At 71.6% G+C, this 14,621-nt stretch carries 17 protein-coding genes; 7 read left to right on the top strand and 10 right to left on the bottom strand.

Going from position 1 to position 14,621, the window contains the following annotated elements:
* Nucleotides 1-166 (bottom strand): maltotransferase domain-containing protein (locus tag ACGFK0_RS23960; protein WP_392908278.1); only part of this gene is annotated, 166 nt, incomplete at its 3' end.
* Between the two features lie 294 nt (nt 167-460).
* On the opposite strand from ACGFK0_RS23960, the gene ACGFK0_RS23955 reads away from it, so the two are divergent.
* Nucleotides 461-715 carry an ROK family protein gene (locus ACGFK0_RS23955; RefSeq protein ID WP_392908276.1) on the top strand — a complete coding sequence of 85 codons (255 nt, stop codon included), beginning with the start codon at nt 461-463 and terminating at the stop codon, nt 713-715.
* A gap of 3 nt (nt 716-718) precedes the next feature.
* Here the strand turns inward: ACGFK0_RS23955 and ACGFK0_RS23950 are convergent, their stop codons facing one another.
* Nucleotides 719-1,084, bottom strand: a complete 366-nt coding sequence (locus ACGFK0_RS23950) for an STAS domain-containing protein (RefSeq protein WP_392908260.1) — start codon at nt 1,082-1,084, stop codon at nt 719-721.
* A gap of 318 nt (nt 1,085-1,402) precedes the next feature.
* Between ACGFK0_RS23950 and ACGFK0_RS23945 the strand changes: the two genes are divergently transcribed.
* On the top strand, nt 1,403-1,678 hold the full coding sequence (locus tag ACGFK0_RS23945) for a sulfurtransferase TusA family protein (protein WP_392908258.1): 276 nt from the start codon (nt 1,403-1,405) through the stop codon (nt 1,676-1,678).
* 86 nt (nt 1,679-1,764) lie between these two features.
* Nucleotides 1,765-2,718 (top strand): non-homologous end-joining DNA ligase, encoded by a 954-nt coding sequence (gene ligD / locus ACGFK0_RS23940; protein ID WP_392908256.1) that lies wholly within the window; start codon nt 1,765-1,767, stop codon nt 2,716-2,718.
* 169 nt (nt 2,719-2,887) lie between these two features.
* Here ligD and ACGFK0_RS23935 read toward each other — a convergent pair whose 3' ends face one another.
* The 3 genes from ACGFK0_RS23935 to ACGFK0_RS23925 all read right to left on the bottom strand — a co-directional run bounded on the left by ACGFK0_RS23935 (nt 2,888) and on the right by ACGFK0_RS23925 (nt 6,556).
* Nucleotides 2,888-4,102, bottom strand: a complete 1,215-nt coding sequence (locus ACGFK0_RS23935; protein WP_392908254.1) for a cytochrome P450 — start codon at nt 4,100-4,102, stop codon at nt 2,888-2,890.
* Nucleotides 4,103-4,242: 140 nt separating this feature from the next.
* Nucleotides 4,243-5,517 carry a pyridoxal phosphate-dependent aminotransferase gene (locus ACGFK0_RS23930; protein ID WP_392908251.1) on the bottom strand — a complete coding sequence of 425 codons (1,275 nt, stop codon included), beginning with the start codon at nt 5,515-5,517 and terminating at the stop codon, nt 4,243-4,245.
* Between the two features lie 190 nt (nt 5,518-5,707).
* Nucleotides 5,708-6,556: a PaaX family transcriptional regulator C-terminal domain-containing protein gene (locus ACGFK0_RS23925; protein ID WP_392908247.1), complete on the bottom strand. Its 849-nt coding sequence runs from the start codon at nt 6,554-6,556 to the stop codon at nt 5,708-5,710.
* 256 nt (nt 6,557-6,812) lie between these two features.
* Between ACGFK0_RS23925 and ACGFK0_RS23920 the strand changes: the two genes are divergently transcribed.
* The 4 genes from ACGFK0_RS23920 (at nt 6,813) to ACGFK0_RS23905 (ending at nt 9,991) form a co-directional block, all read left to right on the top strand.
* A complete protein-coding gene (locus ACGFK0_RS23920; protein WP_392908244.1) occupies nt 6,813-7,733 on the top strand; it encodes an SDR family NAD(P)-dependent oxidoreductase in 921 nt (306 codons plus the stop codon).
* On the top strand, nt 7,730-8,617 hold the full coding sequence (locus tag ACGFK0_RS23915) for an amidohydrolase family protein (protein ID WP_392908241.1): 888 nt from the start codon (nt 7,730-7,732) through the stop codon (nt 8,615-8,617). The genes ACGFK0_RS23920 and ACGFK0_RS23915 overlap by 4 nt, the downstream gene beginning before the upstream one ends.
* A complete protein-coding gene (locus ACGFK0_RS23910) occupies nt 8,614-9,066 on the top strand; it encodes a MaoC family dehydratase (RefSeq protein WP_392908238.1) in 453 nt (150 codons plus the stop codon). The genes ACGFK0_RS23915 and ACGFK0_RS23910 overlap by 4 nt, the downstream gene beginning before the upstream one ends.
* A 115-nt stretch (nt 9,067-9,181) precedes the next feature.
* Nucleotides 9,182-9,991 carry an IclR family transcriptional regulator C-terminal domain-containing protein gene (locus tag ACGFK0_RS23905; protein WP_392908235.1) on the top strand — a complete coding sequence of 270 codons (810 nt, stop codon included), beginning with the start codon at nt 9,182-9,184 and terminating at the stop codon, nt 9,989-9,991.
* Here ACGFK0_RS23905 and ACGFK0_RS23900 read toward each other — a convergent pair.
* The 5 genes from ACGFK0_RS23900 to ACGFK0_RS23880 all read right to left on the bottom strand — a co-directional run bounded on the left by ACGFK0_RS23900 (nt 9,969) and on the right by ACGFK0_RS23880 (nt 14,550).
* Nucleotides 9,969-10,934, bottom strand: a complete 966-nt coding sequence (locus ACGFK0_RS23900; protein WP_392908233.1) for a zinc-binding alcohol dehydrogenase family protein — start codon at nt 10,932-10,934, stop codon at nt 9,969-9,971. The two genes, ACGFK0_RS23905 and ACGFK0_RS23900, sit on opposite strands and share 23 nt — an antisense overlap.
* Before the next feature lie 2 nt (nt 10,935-10,936).
* Nucleotides 10,937-11,299: a hypothetical protein gene (locus ACGFK0_RS23895; RefSeq protein WP_392908230.1), complete on the bottom strand. Its 363-nt coding sequence runs from the start codon at nt 11,297-11,299 to the stop codon at nt 10,937-10,939.
* Between the two features lie 294 nt (nt 11,300-11,593).
* A complete protein-coding gene (locus tag ACGFK0_RS23890; RefSeq protein ID WP_392908227.1) occupies nt 11,594-12,490 on the bottom strand; it encodes an extradiol ring-cleavage dioxygenase in 897 nt (298 codons plus the stop codon).
* Nucleotides 12,483-13,337 (bottom strand): citryl-CoA lyase, encoded by an 855-nt coding sequence (locus tag ACGFK0_RS23885; protein WP_392908225.1) that lies wholly within the window; start codon nt 13,335-13,337, stop codon nt 12,483-12,485. The genes ACGFK0_RS23890 and ACGFK0_RS23885 overlap by 8 nt, the downstream gene beginning before the upstream one ends.
* Entirely contained in the window at nt 13,330-14,550 is a 1,221-nt protein-coding gene (locus ACGFK0_RS23880; RefSeq protein WP_392908222.1) for a CaiB/BaiF CoA transferase family protein, read from the bottom strand. The genes ACGFK0_RS23885 and ACGFK0_RS23880 overlap by 8 nt, the downstream gene beginning before the upstream one ends.
* Between the last annotated feature and the right edge of the window lie 71 nt (nt 14,551-14,621).

Raw genomic sequence — 14,621 nt, 5'->3', positions numbered from 1 at the left:
CCGACACCTCGACCGTCTCACCCACCACCGCCTTGGCCGGCCACCGGCCGCACCCCACCACCGGCGCCACGTCCAGAATCGGAATGCGGCCGAGCTCTGCCTCCAGCTTCACCTGCACGTGCCGCTCCCGATCGCCGCGATGTCCGTGGGCATTGGTCCTAGGCATCCATGCCCCGTCCGCAACTTCCCGCCATCACCGCCACGACAAGATCATGCAAAGAGATCATGTGCCGGGATTCGCCGATCCCCGCTCACGGCCGGCTAGCTGCCGCGCGGATCACCGAGGTGATGCCGGCGGTGGTCGTGACGAGCCGCCGGTACTCCGGCTGCCGCAGCTCACCGCCCATGGACGGGTACGGGTTGCGGTGCACGGCCGGGCGGGCGTCCCGGGACAGGACGAGAGACCGCGCGGCCCGTGCGAGGCCGGTCAGGGTGAGGCCGAAGAGGGGGCGCCGGCCGCCTGATCGGGGACGTGCTCACCGCACTCGTGAACATCTTCAACCCCGACGCGCTGGTCATCGGCGGCGGCCTGTCGGGCGCCGAGCCCCTCGTCGCGACGATCAGGGGCGTCATCTACGAGCGCTGCCTGCCGCTCGCCACCCGCAATCTGGAGATCGCCACGTCCCGCGCGGGCCGCGACGCCGGCATCCTCGGCGCGGGGCACCTGCTGCTCGGCGTCTCCGACGAGTGGATCGGCCGCGTCCTGGAGCGGTGACGCTCAGCGGTGCGCGGCGGCCGACGCCAGGGCCTTGCGGGCGGTCGCCACGTCCGGCGCGATGGCGACCCGGCGCTGCAGGCCCGCCACGTCCGAGACCCGGCGGACGATGCCGCGCGGCGGCAGCACCACCCACATCGGCACGCCCAGCTCACTCGCCCGCATCTGGGAGCGGGTGATCACGTTCAGTCCGTTGGAGTCGCAGAACGTGCAGGGGGACAGATCGAGGATCAGGGCCGGCGTGCCGGAGTCGAGGAGCCTCTCGGCCTGCTCGAAAATCGCCTCGCCGTTGCTCAGGTCCACCTCGTCCGGGAACGTCAGCGTTCCGCAGGTCTGCGTGATCTCCACTCGCGCCACACCGAGATCCATGGTTTGCCCCAAAGTCGGTTCCCTCACCTGGATGACAACGGGGGGTACTTCACTGCGACTGTAAGCCCCAAAGCTGGACGGAACCTGAAAGAAATGGTCAAGTCTAGGGCGGCGATCACCCATATCGGCGACGATCCCGTTCATCGTGGATTGATCCTGATTTGTTCTCCTACGGGAGCCGCCCGCGCCTACCGCGGCGGACGTGGCCGAGCAGACCCGTGCCGTCCGGGGTGTGGCCGCCGTCATGGTCAGGGCAAACCTCTATATTTCACCCTGTGGCCTGCTAGCTTCGCGGGCAGCGGAACCGGGGGAGAGGGTATGGGCTCGGACCCAGTGGTCATCGACGGCGGCGACCGCTCCTGCGTGCGCCTCCTCCTGGAACTGCGCGGCCATATCGCGGGCCTCGCCCCCGGCACCGTCGTCCACCTGATCGCCAGTGACCCGGCCGCCCCCATCGACCTTCCCGCCTGGTGCCACCTGACCGGCCACGCCTACCTCGGCCCGCTCGACGGCGCCGCGTCCCCCACCTACGCCCTCCAGGTGGCGGCCGATGCGCGCCCCACCTCCCCGGAGTCCCCCTGGCGCCCCCGCTGACCGGCTCCTTCGCCCTGAACGCCTCTGCCGGGTCGAAAGATCTACGGCGACGCCGGGTTGTCGGTGCCGCGTGCGAAGCTGGGCATGTGAGCGCCGATGAGGAACGCGACGGGGTCCGGCTGACGAACCTCGACCACCCCCTGTTCGAGGGGGCGGACGCGACCAAGCGCGACCTGGTCGACTATCTGGACGCCGTCGCCGGCCGGATCATCCCGCAGCTCGCCGGCCGTCCGCTGTCGGTCAAGCGCGTGCTGCGCGGCCAGAAACCCTTCATGCAGAAGAACACTCCCAAGTACACGCCGTCCTGGGTGCGGACGGTGAAGGTGTGGGCGGAGACGTCGCAGCGCGAGGTGTCCTACGCGCTGTGCGACGACCGCCGCACCCTGCTGTGGTTCGCCAACCAGCGCGCCGTCGAATACCACCCGCCCCTCTTCCGCCAGGACGCCCCGGACAGGCCCACCCACCTCGTCATGGACCTCGACCCGCCCGAGTCGGACGCGTTCGGCCCCGTCGTCGGCGCCGCGCACCTCGTGCGCCGGGCCTTGGAGGACTGCGGCCTCGCGGGCGCGGTCAAGACCAGCGGGGCGAAGGGCGTCCACGTGTTCGTGCCCCTGGACGGGGAGGCGCCCGCCGACGACGTGGCCGCCGCCACCCGCGCCCTCGCCGCCCGGGCCGAACGCCTCGACCCGGCGCTCGCCACGACGGCCTTCATCCGCGAGGACCGCGGCGGCAAGGTCTTCCTCGACTCCACCCGCGCCGGCGGCGCGACCGTCGTCGCCGCCTACAGCCCGCGAATCCGTCCCGGCACGCCCGTCTCGTTCCCCGTCCCGTGGGACGACCTCGACCGGGTCGCCCCGGCCGACTTCACCATCCGGAACGCCGCCGCCCTCGTGGCCGACCGCGATCCCTGGACCGATCCGATGCCGCCCCCGCAGCGGCTGCCGTCCGATCTGATCGAGGAGGGCCACACCATCCCGATCGCCCGGGTCCAGGCGATGCACGAGGGCAAGCGCCGGGCCCGCGCCCGCCGTGCCACCTGAAGCCCGCCAGGGCACGTGAATCCCGCGCGCCACTCCGGATCCACGGTTCCGCATGAATCCGGAGCGGCGAACGAAAGCCCTGCGGCGCCCTATTCGCCCGCCGTTTCCCCGGCTTTTCCAACGGATCGGCCGGGGAAACGGAAGAATCGACGGGACGATGGCGCCGGGCTCAGGAGTTCAGGTTGACGGGCAGTTCCCGGTGACCGTTGGAGATGAACGACTCCACCGGACGCAGTTCGGCCGGATCGACGGCGAGGGACATATCGGGGAAGCGGCCGAATAGCGCGGGAAGGGAGATCTCGGCCTCCATCCGCGCGAGATGCTTCCCGACGCAGAAGTGCACGCCGTAGCCGAACGAAACGTGCTCCTTGTCGGCGCGGTCGATGTCGAACAGGTCGGCGTCCGCGCCGTGCAGGGCGCGGTCGCGTCCCGCAGCCGCGTACGCCGCGAGGATCGCCTCGCCCTTGCGGATCGTCACGCCGCCGACGTCGATGTCGTCCACGGCGTAGCGCAGCGGCAGGTTCGCGACGGGCGCCTGCCAGCGCAGGGTCTCCTCGATCACCTCGTCCCACGGCACCTCGCCGGACCGGACCCGGGCGTACTGCCCGGGGTGCGTGAGCAGTGCCAAAATCGCCTGGTCGAGCAGGTTCACCGTGGTCTCGTGGCCGGCGGAGATCATCAGGATCAGCGTGTCGACGAGTTCCGCCTCGCTGAGCCGCGAACCCTCGTCGTCCCGCGTGGAGATCAGCACGCCGGCCAGGTCGTCGGCGGGCTCGCGGCGCCGGTACTCGACGAAGTCCTGCAGGATGCCGTACATCTCCCGCTGGTTGGCGAGGGACTCCTCGGCCGTCAGCGCCGTGTTGAAGATGCCGTCGACGCAGCGGCGCAGGCTCGGGCGCGTCTCGTCCGGGAGGCCGAACAGCCGGCAGATCACCTCGATCGGCAGCGGGTAGGCGAACTCCTCGCGCAGGTCGGCGCGTCCGCCGGGGGACGCGGCCAGCCGGTCGGCGAGGTCGCGGGTGATCTGCTCGACGTCGGGCCTGAGGGCCTCGGTGCGCCGCGGGGTGAACGCCCGGGAGATGATGGTGCGCAGCCGGCGGTGGTCGTCGCCGTAGGCGGTGAACATGTTCTGCACCGACACCCACAGCGAAAGCGGCCAGTCCGGCGGTATCTCGCCGTCGATCCATTTGGTCCAGTGCAGGTTCGGGTTCTTCGACACCATCGGATCGGCGAGCAGTTGCTTGAGCTCTTCCTGGCCGGTCACCGCCCACGCGGCCACGCCGCCGGGGAGTTCCACGGGCGTCACCGTGCCCCTTTCCCGCAGTTTCGCGGCCTCCCCCTGGACGTCGCCGCCGGTGGGGTCGATGACGTGCGGATTCTCCATTGGATCCTCTCCGGAGGTCGCGTCGAGACGCGTCGTGAACGGGTGCGTGCGAATGGCAACGCTGCCAACCTAGGACGCGGCCGGTGCCTCCGGCTAGATCATCGGGCCGACTTACTCGTTTTCTGCTTTTCGGCCATTCCTTAAATGGCGGCCCGGAAATCCTCATGAGGGACGGGCTCCGGGTGCGGCGGTTCGGCGAAGCGGCCCGCGCCCGGCAGGTCCGGCTCGCCGCCCGGCCGCGCGGTCTCGCCCCAGCCGTGCCCGGGCGACACGACGTTGTCGGGCGGTGCCTCCGAGGCGGCGCCGTAGAGGTAGGAGCCGAGGCCGATCAGCAGCCGCTGCACGTCCTGCTGCGGCCGGACGACCAGCCGCACGAACCGGCTCGTCGAGCCCAGCTTGTTGCCGCACTCGCGGACGAACACGCCGTGGTGGGAGATGAGGTGGTCGCGCAGCGCGACGCCGTCCCTGCCGTCCGGCAGTTTGACCATGATGAAGTTGCCCTGGGACGGGAAGACCTTCAGCCCCGGCAGCGCCGCGAGCTGCTGGGCCATCAGCATCCGGTCGCGCGCCAGCAGCCGCAGGCTCTCCCGGTACTCCGCGCCGTGCTCGCGGAGCAGGAACACCACGACCTCGGCGAAGGAGTTGAGGTTCCATTTCGGCAGCGCCGACCGCACCATCTGCGCCAGCGCCGGGTTCGCGACCATGTAGCCGAACCTGATGCCGTGAAGGCCGAAGTTCTTGCCGAGGCTCTTCAGGACGATCGCGTTGGGCCGGATGCGGGCCTCGTCGGCGACGCTGGTGTGCGGCTCGGCGTCCACGAAGTCGAGGAACGACTCGTCCACCACGACCAGGTCCAGGTCGATCAGCAGGTCCAGCAGCCGGACGACCTCGCGGCGCGGGACGTAGCCGCCGTCGGGGTTGTTGGGGTTGCAGATGACGGCGACCCGAGACCCGCGCGTGCGGACGAAGTGCACGAACGCGTCGACGTCGAACTCGAAGCCGCGCATCTCGTGGAGCTGGAACATGTCGACGCGCTTGCCGGTCTCCAGGGGCTGGTCCGTCCAGCGCCCGAACGTCGGGATCGGCGTGGCGAGGCTCTCGCGGACCAGCAGATGGTCGATCCAGGTGATCAGCTCCGTCGACCCGTTGCCCATCACCACCGTCTGCGGGTTGTGCCCCAGCACCGCGCACAGCTCGGCGGTGATCGTGTCGGCGTCGCTCGGGTAGTACTTCAGGATCTGCTCCATCGCGCCCGCGAGCTGGGAGAACATGCCGGGCGTCGGGAAGTACGGGTTGCAGGGGATGCAGAAGTCGACCAGGTCCTGCCGTCCCGACGAGGCCCGCTGGAGGGCGAAGAAGGACGGGCTGTGCGCGTTCTTGCGCAGCATGCTCGGATCGATCGAGTCCGATGACACGAAAGGTGCTCCTCGCGTGCGGGGACGTCCGCTCGGCCGGGGGGCGGCGTCCGACCGTTTCGTCGGTGGGGCCCGGGGCCCGGGGCCCGAGGTCCGGGGTCCGGGGGCCGGTTGGTGCCCGTCGCCAGAAGTACGTCCTCGCCGCCGCCCGGGTTCAGCCCGCGCGGCGCCGGGCCGGGACGGCGCCCGGTCAGCGGCGGCCGGCGTCGGCGTCCAGGAGCTTGCGCAGCTGGTCGGTCGCGTCCGGTTCGAGCGTGTCGAACCGTTCCCGGTACAGGGCGGTGGACCTCGCGGCGGGCCAGTCGTCCGGGAGGTGTTCGGCGGGCAGGCCGGGGTCGGTGCGCAGCAGCTGCAGCCAGTCGGCGCCGAGGAGGGTGAGGCGGGTCAGGGGACGGCCCGCCTCACGGCGGTCCGGCGTCCAGGTGGCGAGGAACGACTCGTGCTCGGCGCGGATGGCGTCGACGTCCCACGCCCGGTGCAGGAGCTTCGGCACGTCGGTGCCCTCCACCGGCACCGAGTAGAACGCGTCGGCCAGGTCCGCCAGCCCGGCGAACTCGGGGCCTTCGAAGACGGCGGCGATGTCGACGCGGCCCGGCGCGATCCACAGCCCGTCGCGCAGGCCGCCGAAGCCGGCCCAGATCAGCCGGGCGCGGATCTGGTGGCGCAGGTCGCGGCGGCTCTCCGGCATGGAGTAGCTGAGCAGCGTCCATTCGCCGTTCGGGTGGGTGAACGGCGTCGGGGAGTCGACCCGCGGTTTGGCCTCGCGGAGCAGGTCCTCCGCCCACGGGCTGAGGAAGAACCGGGCGGTGCGTCCCTCCCGGACCCGGGTGAGCAGGCCTTTGCGCGTCATCCGGGCGAGCGTGGCGCGTCCCGCCGCCTCCGCGACCCCGAGATCGTCGAGCAGGTGGAGGAAGACCCGGGAGCTGATCGGCGGATAGCCGCGGTCGAGGACGACCGAGCCGAGGAAGCCGAAGAGCAGCTGCTGCGGAGCGCGCGGCCGCGGCCGCGGGTTCTGAGACGCGTCCTGCTCGGCGGTCATGCCCGTCCTCTCGTCGTTCTCATGGTCGCGCGTTCCCAGTGGGGCCGTGTTCCCGGTGGTGCCGTGTTCCCGGTGGTCCGGGCCCCGCGCGGGCGCGCCGCCAGCCATCACACCATGACCCCGCGCGATGCCGCTGTGACCCAGGTTATTCGATTAATTCTTGACGCACGACAACTTTGAATCTAATTTCTAGGCCACAGGGGGACGACCGGACCAGCAACGCCGGACAAGCAAGGCCGGACCAGGAAGGGTGGCAATGGAGCTGAACGGGAAGGTGGCGGTGGTCACCGGCGGCGGGCGGGGTCTCGGCCTCGCCTACGCCGGTGAGCTCGCCCGCGCGGGCGCGGCCGTCGTGGTCAACGACGCGGACGCGGCCACGGCCGAGGCCGCGTCCAAGCAGATCAACGACTCGGGAGGGCGGGCCGTCGCGCACGTCGCCGCCATCGGCACGTCCGAGGCCGCCGACGGCCTGGTCGGACGGGCCGTGGACGAGTTCGGGCGGCTCGACGTGATGGTGACCAACGCCGGCGTCCTGCGCGACAAGGTCCTGTGGAAGATGACCGACGACGACTTCGACACCGTCGTCCAGGTCCACCTCAAAGGAACGTTCACCTGCGCCCGCGCGGCGGCGGTGCGGTTCCGCGAGCAGGGCGAGGGCGGCCGGCTCATCCTGGTCGGCTCCCCGGCCGGGCAGCGCGGCAACTTCGGCCAGACGAACTACTCGGCGGCCAAGGCCGGGATCATCGGGTTCGTCCGCACCTGGGCGATGGAGTTGGCCCGCGCGAAGGTCACCGTGAACGCCATCGTCCCCGTCGCCGCGACCGCGATGACCGAGACGATCCCCGCGCTCGCCCCGTTCGTGGAGGAGATGCGGCAGGGACGGGAGATGCCGCCGTTCGCCCGCCGCGCCCTGGCCTTCGGCACCCCGGAGGACGCCGCCGGGCTCGTCGCGTTCCTCGCCTCCGACGCCGCGTCCGGCATCACCGGGCAGGCCGTCGGCGTCGGCGGCGACCGGCTGTCGCTGTGGACGCACCCCACCCAGGCCGTCGCCGCCTACCGGGACGGCGGCTGGGGCGCCGGCGACATCGCCGCCGCCTGGCCGACGATCTTCGCCGAGCACGAGCAGAGCGTGGGGGAGAACCTCCCCGAGGCGCCGGAACCGGAGCCGTCCCGGTGACCCGCCTCGACCTGGACGCACTGGAGGCCATCGACGTGCACGTCCACGTCGAGACCGACCAGCACGGCCACCTGTCGCTGCCGGAGGAGTACCTCGAAGCCTCCGCGAAGTACTTCGGCGGCGGGCACCACACGCCCGACATCCACGAGATCGCGGCCTACTACCGCGAGCGGCGCACGGCGGCCGTCGTGTTCACCGTCGACATCGAGAACGCCACCGGCCACCCGGCGCTGTCGAACGAGGAGATCGCGGACGCCGCCGCCGAGCACCCCGACGTCCTCATCCCGTTCGCCAGCGTCGACCCGGCCAAGGGACGCGCCGGCGCGCGTGCGTTCCGCCGCCTCATCGAGGAACGCGGCGTCCGCGGGATCAAGTTCCATCCGTCCCTGCAGGACTTCGCTCCCAACGACCGCAGCGCGTATCCGCTGCTGGAGGTCGCCGCCGAGCACGGCGTCCCGGCCCTGTTCCACACCGGGCAGACGGGCATCGGCGCGGGCATGCCGGGCGGCGGGGGCATCCGCCTCGGCCTGTCGAATCCGATGCTGCTGGACGACGTCGCCGTCGACCTCCCCGACCTGACGATCATCCTGGCGCACCCGTCGTTCCCGTGGCAGGACGAGGCGCTCGCCGTCGCCACGCACAAGCCGAACGTCTACATCGACCTGTCCGGCTGGTCGCCGAAGTACTTCCCGCCGCAGCTCGTCCGGTACGCCAACAGCCTTCTTCAGGACAAGGTGCTGTTCGGCTCCGACTACCCGGTCATCACCCCGGACCGGTGGCGGGCCGACTTCGACAAGCTGGAGATCAAGCCGCACGTCCGGCCCAAGATCCTCAAGGACAACGCCGTCCGGGCCCTGCGCCTGGCGGACAAGGAGATCACATGAGCACGACGGTCGCTTTCGAGGACCTGAAGAGCCTGGCGGGCGGCTCGCTCGGCTCCAGCCGGTGGCTGGAGGTGGACCAGGCCCGCATCAACACCTTCGCCGACGCCACCGACGACCACCAGTGGATCCACGTCGACCCCGAACGTGCGAAGGACGGCCCGTTCGGCGGCCCGATCGCGCACGGATACCTGACGCTGTCGCTGGTCATCCCGCTGTGGACGGAGCTGCTGGACGTCACCGGCGTCACGACCAAGGTGAACTACGGCCTGAACAAGGTCCGGTTCCCGGCACCCGTCCCGGCCGGTGCGCGCATCCGGGTGTCCGGGACGCTCGCGGACGTGACCGAGGTCGCCGGTGGCGTCCAGGTCACCCCGGACCTCGTGGTCGAGATCGAGAACGGGGACAAGCCGGCCTGCGTCCTCCAGCCGGTCTTCCGCTTCTATCCCTGACTTCCGCTTTCATCCCTGACGCGGGTGCCGCCGCCCACGGGCCGGTCAGTTGTCCGTACGATGGACAGTTGACGGGCGCGGGCGGTCGGCGTGCAGGACGGCGAGGGGATGATCGATGCCACGGGAAGGCACCGGACCGGACTTCATCGAGGCGCTGGCCCGCGGCCTCGACGTCATCACCGCCTTCGAGGCGCGGCGCCCCGTGATGTCGCTGGCGCAGGTTGCCGAGGCCACCGGCCTCGCCCGGCCGACCGCCCGCCGCATCCTGCTGACCCTCGGCGAACTCGGCTACGTGCGCGCCGGCGACGGAGGATACGCCCTCACCCCGCGCGTCCTCGACCTCGGCGTGTCCTACGTCCGGTCGATGGGGCTGTGGGACGTGGCGCGCCCGCACATGGAGCGCCTGTCCGAGCGGACGAACGAGTCGTGCTCGATCGCGCAGCTCGACGGGTCCGACATCGTGTACGTCGCCCGCGTCGCCGTCCCGAAGATCGTCGCGCTGGCGGTGCAGATCGGGACGCGGTTCCCTGCCCTGCAGACGTCGCTCGGCAAGGTCCAGCTCGCCTCGCTCGACCCGGCGGAGGTCGACCGGATCCTCGCCGAGCCGACCCGCTCCGGCCTGGAGCCGCGCGTCCACCTGTCCAAGCGGGAGCGCGACGCCGAGCTGCGCGAGGTCCGGGCGCGCGGGTGGGCGATGACCGACGAGCAGCTCGCGCGCGGCATCCGCTCGGTGGCGGCGCCGCTGCGCGACGGCTCCGGCCGGGTCATCGCGGGCATCAACGTCAACACCCACGCCGCCGAGACGCCCGTCGAGCGGCTTCTGGAGGAGCACCTGCCGCTGCTGCTGCACACGGCGGGGGAGATCAGCGCCGACTTCGCGCGGCTGGAGACCGTCCCGCAGGTCACCCGGCCGGTTGCGGGGTGAGGACGATCCGTCCCGCCGCCGTCCCCTCGCCCTGACGCCGCCACGCCTCCGCCGCGCCGTCCAGCGGGACGGTCTCGTGCGCGACGGCCAGCCTCCCCGCGGCGGCCTCCCCGGCGACGAACGTGATCGCCTCCGCGCGCTGCTCCGCGGTCAGTTCGTTGTTGGTGAAGCCGAGCAGCCGCAGCGACCTCCCGCGGATGGTGGACGACTCGATCGGGCAGGTCTCGCCCGCCGAGCTCCCCAGGTTGACGAGCCGCCCGCCGGGGCGCAGCGCCCGCGCCGCGGCCGCCGCGGGGGCGCCGAACAGCGGGTCGAGCACGAGGTCGACGGGACCGTCGGCGGCGCCGGTGAACCGGCGGGCCAGTTCGGCGACGTCGCCGGTGTCGAGCGCGACGACCGCGTCCGCCCCGGCCTGTTCCGCCCGCTCCATCGCGGCCGGTGACCGCGCCCCCGCGATGATCCGCCGCGCTCCCGCCGTCCGGGCGAGCCGGACGGCGGCCTGGCCGACCACGCCGCCCGCGCCGAGCACGATGACCTGCTCCCCGGCGGTCAGCTCGCCGCGCCAGGTCAGCGCCATGTGCGCGGCGACCGCCGACAGCCCGAGCGCGGCCAGCCCGGCCGGGTCGACGCCGCCCGGCAGCTCGACGAGCGCCGCCTCCGCGACGGTGGCGGCCTCGGCCATGCTCCCGTCGCCCGGCGCCATCCCGGCCGGGGTCGGGAACCAGACCGTCCGCCCGCCCGCGGTTCCCACGCCCTGGACGCCCGGCACGTACGGCGTCGCCGGCTTCCCGAAGTAGGACGTCCCGGTCGCGCAGAGCAGGTCGAGCGGCGTGATCGGCGCGGCGAGGACGTCCACCAGCACCTCGCCGTCCCCGGGAACCGGTGCCTTCCGCTCCGCCACCACCGGCGGGCGGCCGCACTCGCGAATCTCCGCGGCGCGCACGGTCAGGTCGCGATGTCGGGGTAGGGAAGCGTCATGTGCGAGAGCTTCCGCGCGTACTCCAGCTGAAACCCGAGCGGCTCGTCGTGGTCGCGCTCGAACATCGCGATGAACAGCGTCAGCGTCAGGAACGGGTGTGCGCCCAGCTCGAACAGTTTCGGGTAGTCGTGCCCGGTGAGGGCGTCCCGCTCGGCGTCGTCGAAGCGCAGCCACGTGCTCGACTCGCCGCCGTGGCAGTTGATGATGCGGTTGGCCTGCTCCCCCTCCCACCACGCCACGGTCGCCTCCGGCTCCTCCCGGTAGCGCTCGACGAGCGCCGGGTCGCGGTCGACGGTGTAGAGGAACTTGTTCAGCAGGTACTTGCTCACTCGCCCGCTCCGTTCGGATACCAGTTGACTTCCTCTCCTCCCTGACGGGAGGGATTCCTACGGCTCGCGCCGTGGGTGTTTCTGCTTCGCGGCCGATTGCGGAAGGGAGGGCCCTTGCCGTCTGACATCAGCTCCACAGACCTCGCCGGGGTCGCCCTCGGCTACGGCTCGACCAGCCGCAAGGATGTTCTTGGCCGCGTTGTGGTCCCGGTCGTGCCGGGTGCGGCAGCCGTTACGTGAGCTGGGATGGCGTGGCGGGCAACGTCGTTCTCTGACGTTTTCGGTTGCGCCGGTTCATTCATGCCGGTGTCCGTGTTCCTCTCGGGACTGAAGGCTGGAGGTATCGGGATACCAGGTGAAGTAGGCCTCCATCGTGTGGAACAGGTCGTAGGTGTCGACGTAGTCGGCCTTGCGGCCCTCGCCGGCGACGCCCATCATCAGCATGAAGTCCATGAAGCCGTGGGTGGCGTTGCCGGGCGCGTGCAGGCTGTCGAGCGTCACCTCCGACAGGCAGCCCTCGATGTCGCCGGACGAGATCCACTCCACGGCCTTCGCGTCGAACTCCGGGTCGGGGCCGTGCGGGCCGAACTGGCGCGGGCCGCCGAGCTCCAGCGACAGGTGCCCGGTGCCGATGACCGCGACCCGCCGGTTCCCCGGCCACGACTCGACCAGCTCCCGGATCGTCTTCCCCAGCTGCACGAACCGCTTCGGCCGCGGCAGCGGCGGCGCGAAGATGTTGGTGTAGACGGGGACGATCGGCAGGTCGTTCTGCGGGCGCAGCGTGATGATCGGGCACGTGATCGAGTGGTCGATGCGCAGCTCGTTGGAGAACGCCAGGTCGAAGCCCGCGTCCAGGCCCTCGCGCAGCATGTACGCCGACAGGTCCTCCTGCCCCTTCATCAGCATCCTGGGGAGCCCGAACTCGCGTTCCTCGTTGTACCAGTTCGCGTCGTAGAAGGGCGCCTTGCCGATGAGGAACTGCGGCATGTTGTCCAGCCACAGCTGGTGGAAGTGGTCGGAGCCGACCATCACCAGGACGTCCGGCCGGGCCCTGGTCAGCGTCTCGCGGAACGCCTCGACCTTGCGGACCCACTCGTCCGCGAAGTCGGGACGGTCCGCGCCGGTCGCCGTGCTCGCGCGGTGGTAGAAGGGATGATGGGTCGAAGCGATCACAGCGACCAGTTCAGCCATGACGGTCTCCGGGGGAGTAGGGGTCGGGGGCGACGGAGCGGTTGCTGAGGTCCACTGAAAGGAAGATCTCGTTGCCGACGGGGTGGCGCAGCTCCTCGGCGAGCTGCCCGATCAGCCCGGCGGTGCGGGCGAGCAGCGCGAACCCGCGCAGCAGTTCCAGCGGCAGCCCGAGATCGGCGAGCGCGGCGCCGCACACCCCGGCGCCGTTCAGCGGCAGCGTCCTGCCCAGCACCTCGGGGTGGACGCGGCCGATCGCGGCGAACAGCGACAGGTGCGGCCCGAACAGGCCCTCCTCGGCGGCGATCTGCATCAGCCGGGGAGTGCGCGGGTCGCCGTCCTTGTGCACGTGATGGCCGAGGCCGGGGACGAACCGCTTCGCCTCGCGTTCCGCCTGGACGGTCCGCAGCGCCAGCGCGTCCCACCCCTCGTCGTCCACCGGCAGGCCGGACGGCGGATCCCCGCCGGCCGAGGTCAGGACGTCGTGCAGGAAGCGGCCCGTGTCCTCGGTGACGCCCAGGAAGCGGGAGCCGCCGCCGAGCAGCCCGGCGGCGAGGGCGCCCTGCACCGAGTCGGGCGCCGACAGGTACGTCAGCCGGGTGACGATCGCGGTCGGGGTGAAGCCGTGGTCGGCGAGCGCGGCGAGGACGGCCTCGAACACGCGCGTCTCGCCCGGCTCGGGCCGCCGCTGCGTCGCGAGCCAGAACGCCAGCTCGCCGAACCCGACCTCGCCCATCACGTCCTTCGCGAGATCGTGCCCCAGCAGCGTGATCGTCTCGCGGCTGGACGCGCCCAGCGCGGTCGGATACCCGGGTTCGCGCGGCGGCTTCGGATCCGTCGGCTCAGCCACGGCCGTCCTCCCGGGGCTCGTCCTCCTGCGGCTCGGCCAGCCACTTGCGCAGGTCGGCGCCGTGCTCGTCCAGCCTGGGCGGCGGCAGCCGGTACGTCACGGGCGTCCGGGAGAAGCGTATGGGGTGCCGGGTCGTCGGGACGGCGTCATCGCCCTCGCCGACCACGACGACCGGGTCCAGTTCGAAGCGCTCGGCCATCGCGAACCCGCCGTCGACCGTGTTGATCGGCCCGCTCGGCACCCCGGCCTCCACCAGCAGCTCGAACCATTCGACGGCGCCGCGCCGCGCCAGCCGCTCCACCAGGATCGGGCGCAGCTCCGCGCGGTTGGCCGTCCGGTCGGCGTTGGCCGCGAACCGCGGGTCGTCCGGGACGTCCGGGATTCCGAGGACCTCGCACAGCTTGCGGAACTGGCGGTCGTTGGCGGCCGTGACGATGAGATCGTTGTCGGCGGTCGGCAGCGGCTCGTACGGGAACACGCTCGGGTGGGCGTTGCCCATCCGGTAGGGGACGGTGTCGCCGGCGACGTAGGCGGAGCTGTGGTTGACCAGGCCCGTCAGCGCCGACGACAGCAGGTTCACCTCGACGTGCTGGCCCTCGCCCGTCGCGTCGCGGTGCCGCAGTGCCGCCAGGATTCCGATCGCGGCGTGGTTGCCCGCCATCACGTCGAACACCGAGATCCCGGCCCGGTAGGGCGGGCCGTCCGGGTCGCCGGTCAGGCTCATCAGCCCGGAGATCGCCTGCACCATCAGGTCGTAGCCGGGGACGTCGCGTCCCGCCCCCGCCCCGAAACCGGTGATCGAGCTGTAGACGACGCCGGGGTTGGCGGCGCGGACCGTGTCGTAGTCGAGGCCGAACCTGGCGAGCCCGCCCGGTTTGAAGTTCTCGATCAGCACGTCGGCGCGGCGGGCCAGCTCCCGGCCGGCCGCGGCGTCCTCCTCGTCCCGCAGGTCGAGGGCGATCGAGCGCTTGCCCCGGTTGATGCCGAGGTAGTAGGTCGACACGTCGCCGCGCGCGGGCGGTGTCCAGGACCGGGTGTCGTCGCCCTTCGGGCCCTCCACCTTGATCACTTCGGCGCCCAGGTCGGCCAGCAGCATCGTCGCGTAGGGCCCGGCCAGGACCCGGGAGAAGTCCGCCACCAGAACCCCCGCCAGGGGGCCGCCCGGCCCTTCGCGCGAGGTGTCGTCCGTCATCCGGCTCCCTTGCTCGTCCATCGGTCGTCCATCGGCCGTCCACCACGTCCGTTGGGCGGACGCTCGTCCGCCATTTCGATTCTGCCACGTCG

Source organism: Spirillospora sp. NPDC048823 (assembly GCF_043198445.1).
In the GTDB taxonomy this organism is placed as follows: domain Bacteria; phylum Actinomycetota; class Actinomycetes; order Streptosporangiales; family Streptosporangiaceae; genus Spirillospora.
Note: the sequence above shows the minus strand (reverse complement) of the source record. Positions and strands in the feature narration are given on the sequence as shown.

Coding starts and splice junctions, on each gene's coding strand:
- ACGFK0_RS23950 (WP_392908260.1), bottom strand. CDS start 1,084: ATGGATCTCGGTGTGGCGCGAGTGGAGATCACGCAGACCTGCGGAACG.
- ACGFK0_RS23945 (WP_392908258.1), top strand. CDS start 1,403: ATGGGCTCGGACCCAGTGGTCATCGACGGCGGCGACCGCTCCTGCGTG.
- ACGFK0_RS23935 (WP_392908254.1), bottom strand. CDS start 4,102: ATGGAGAATCCGCACGTCATCGACCCCACCGGCGGCGACGTCCAGGGG.
- ACGFK0_RS23925 (WP_392908247.1), bottom strand. CDS start 6,556: ATGACCGCCGAGCAGGACGCGTCTCAGAACCCGCGGCCGCGGCCGCGC.
- ACGFK0_RS23920 (WP_392908244.1), top strand. CDS start 6,813: ATGGAGCTGAACGGGAAGGTGGCGGTGGTCACCGGCGGCGGGCGGGGT.
- ACGFK0_RS23910 (WP_392908238.1), top strand. CDS start 8,614: ATGAGCACGACGGTCGCTTTCGAGGACCTGAAGAGCCTGGCGGGCGGC.
- ACGFK0_RS23905 (WP_392908235.1), top strand. CDS start 9,182: ATGCCACGGGAAGGCACCGGACCGGACTTCATCGAGGCGCTGGCCCGC.
- ACGFK0_RS23890 (WP_392908227.1), bottom strand. CDS start 12,490: ATGGCTGAACTGGTCGCTGTGATCGCTTCGACCCATCATCCCTTCTAC.
- ACGFK0_RS23880 (WP_392908222.1), bottom strand. CDS start 14,550: ATGGACGAGCAAGGGAGCCGGATGACGGACGACACCTCGCGCGAAGGG.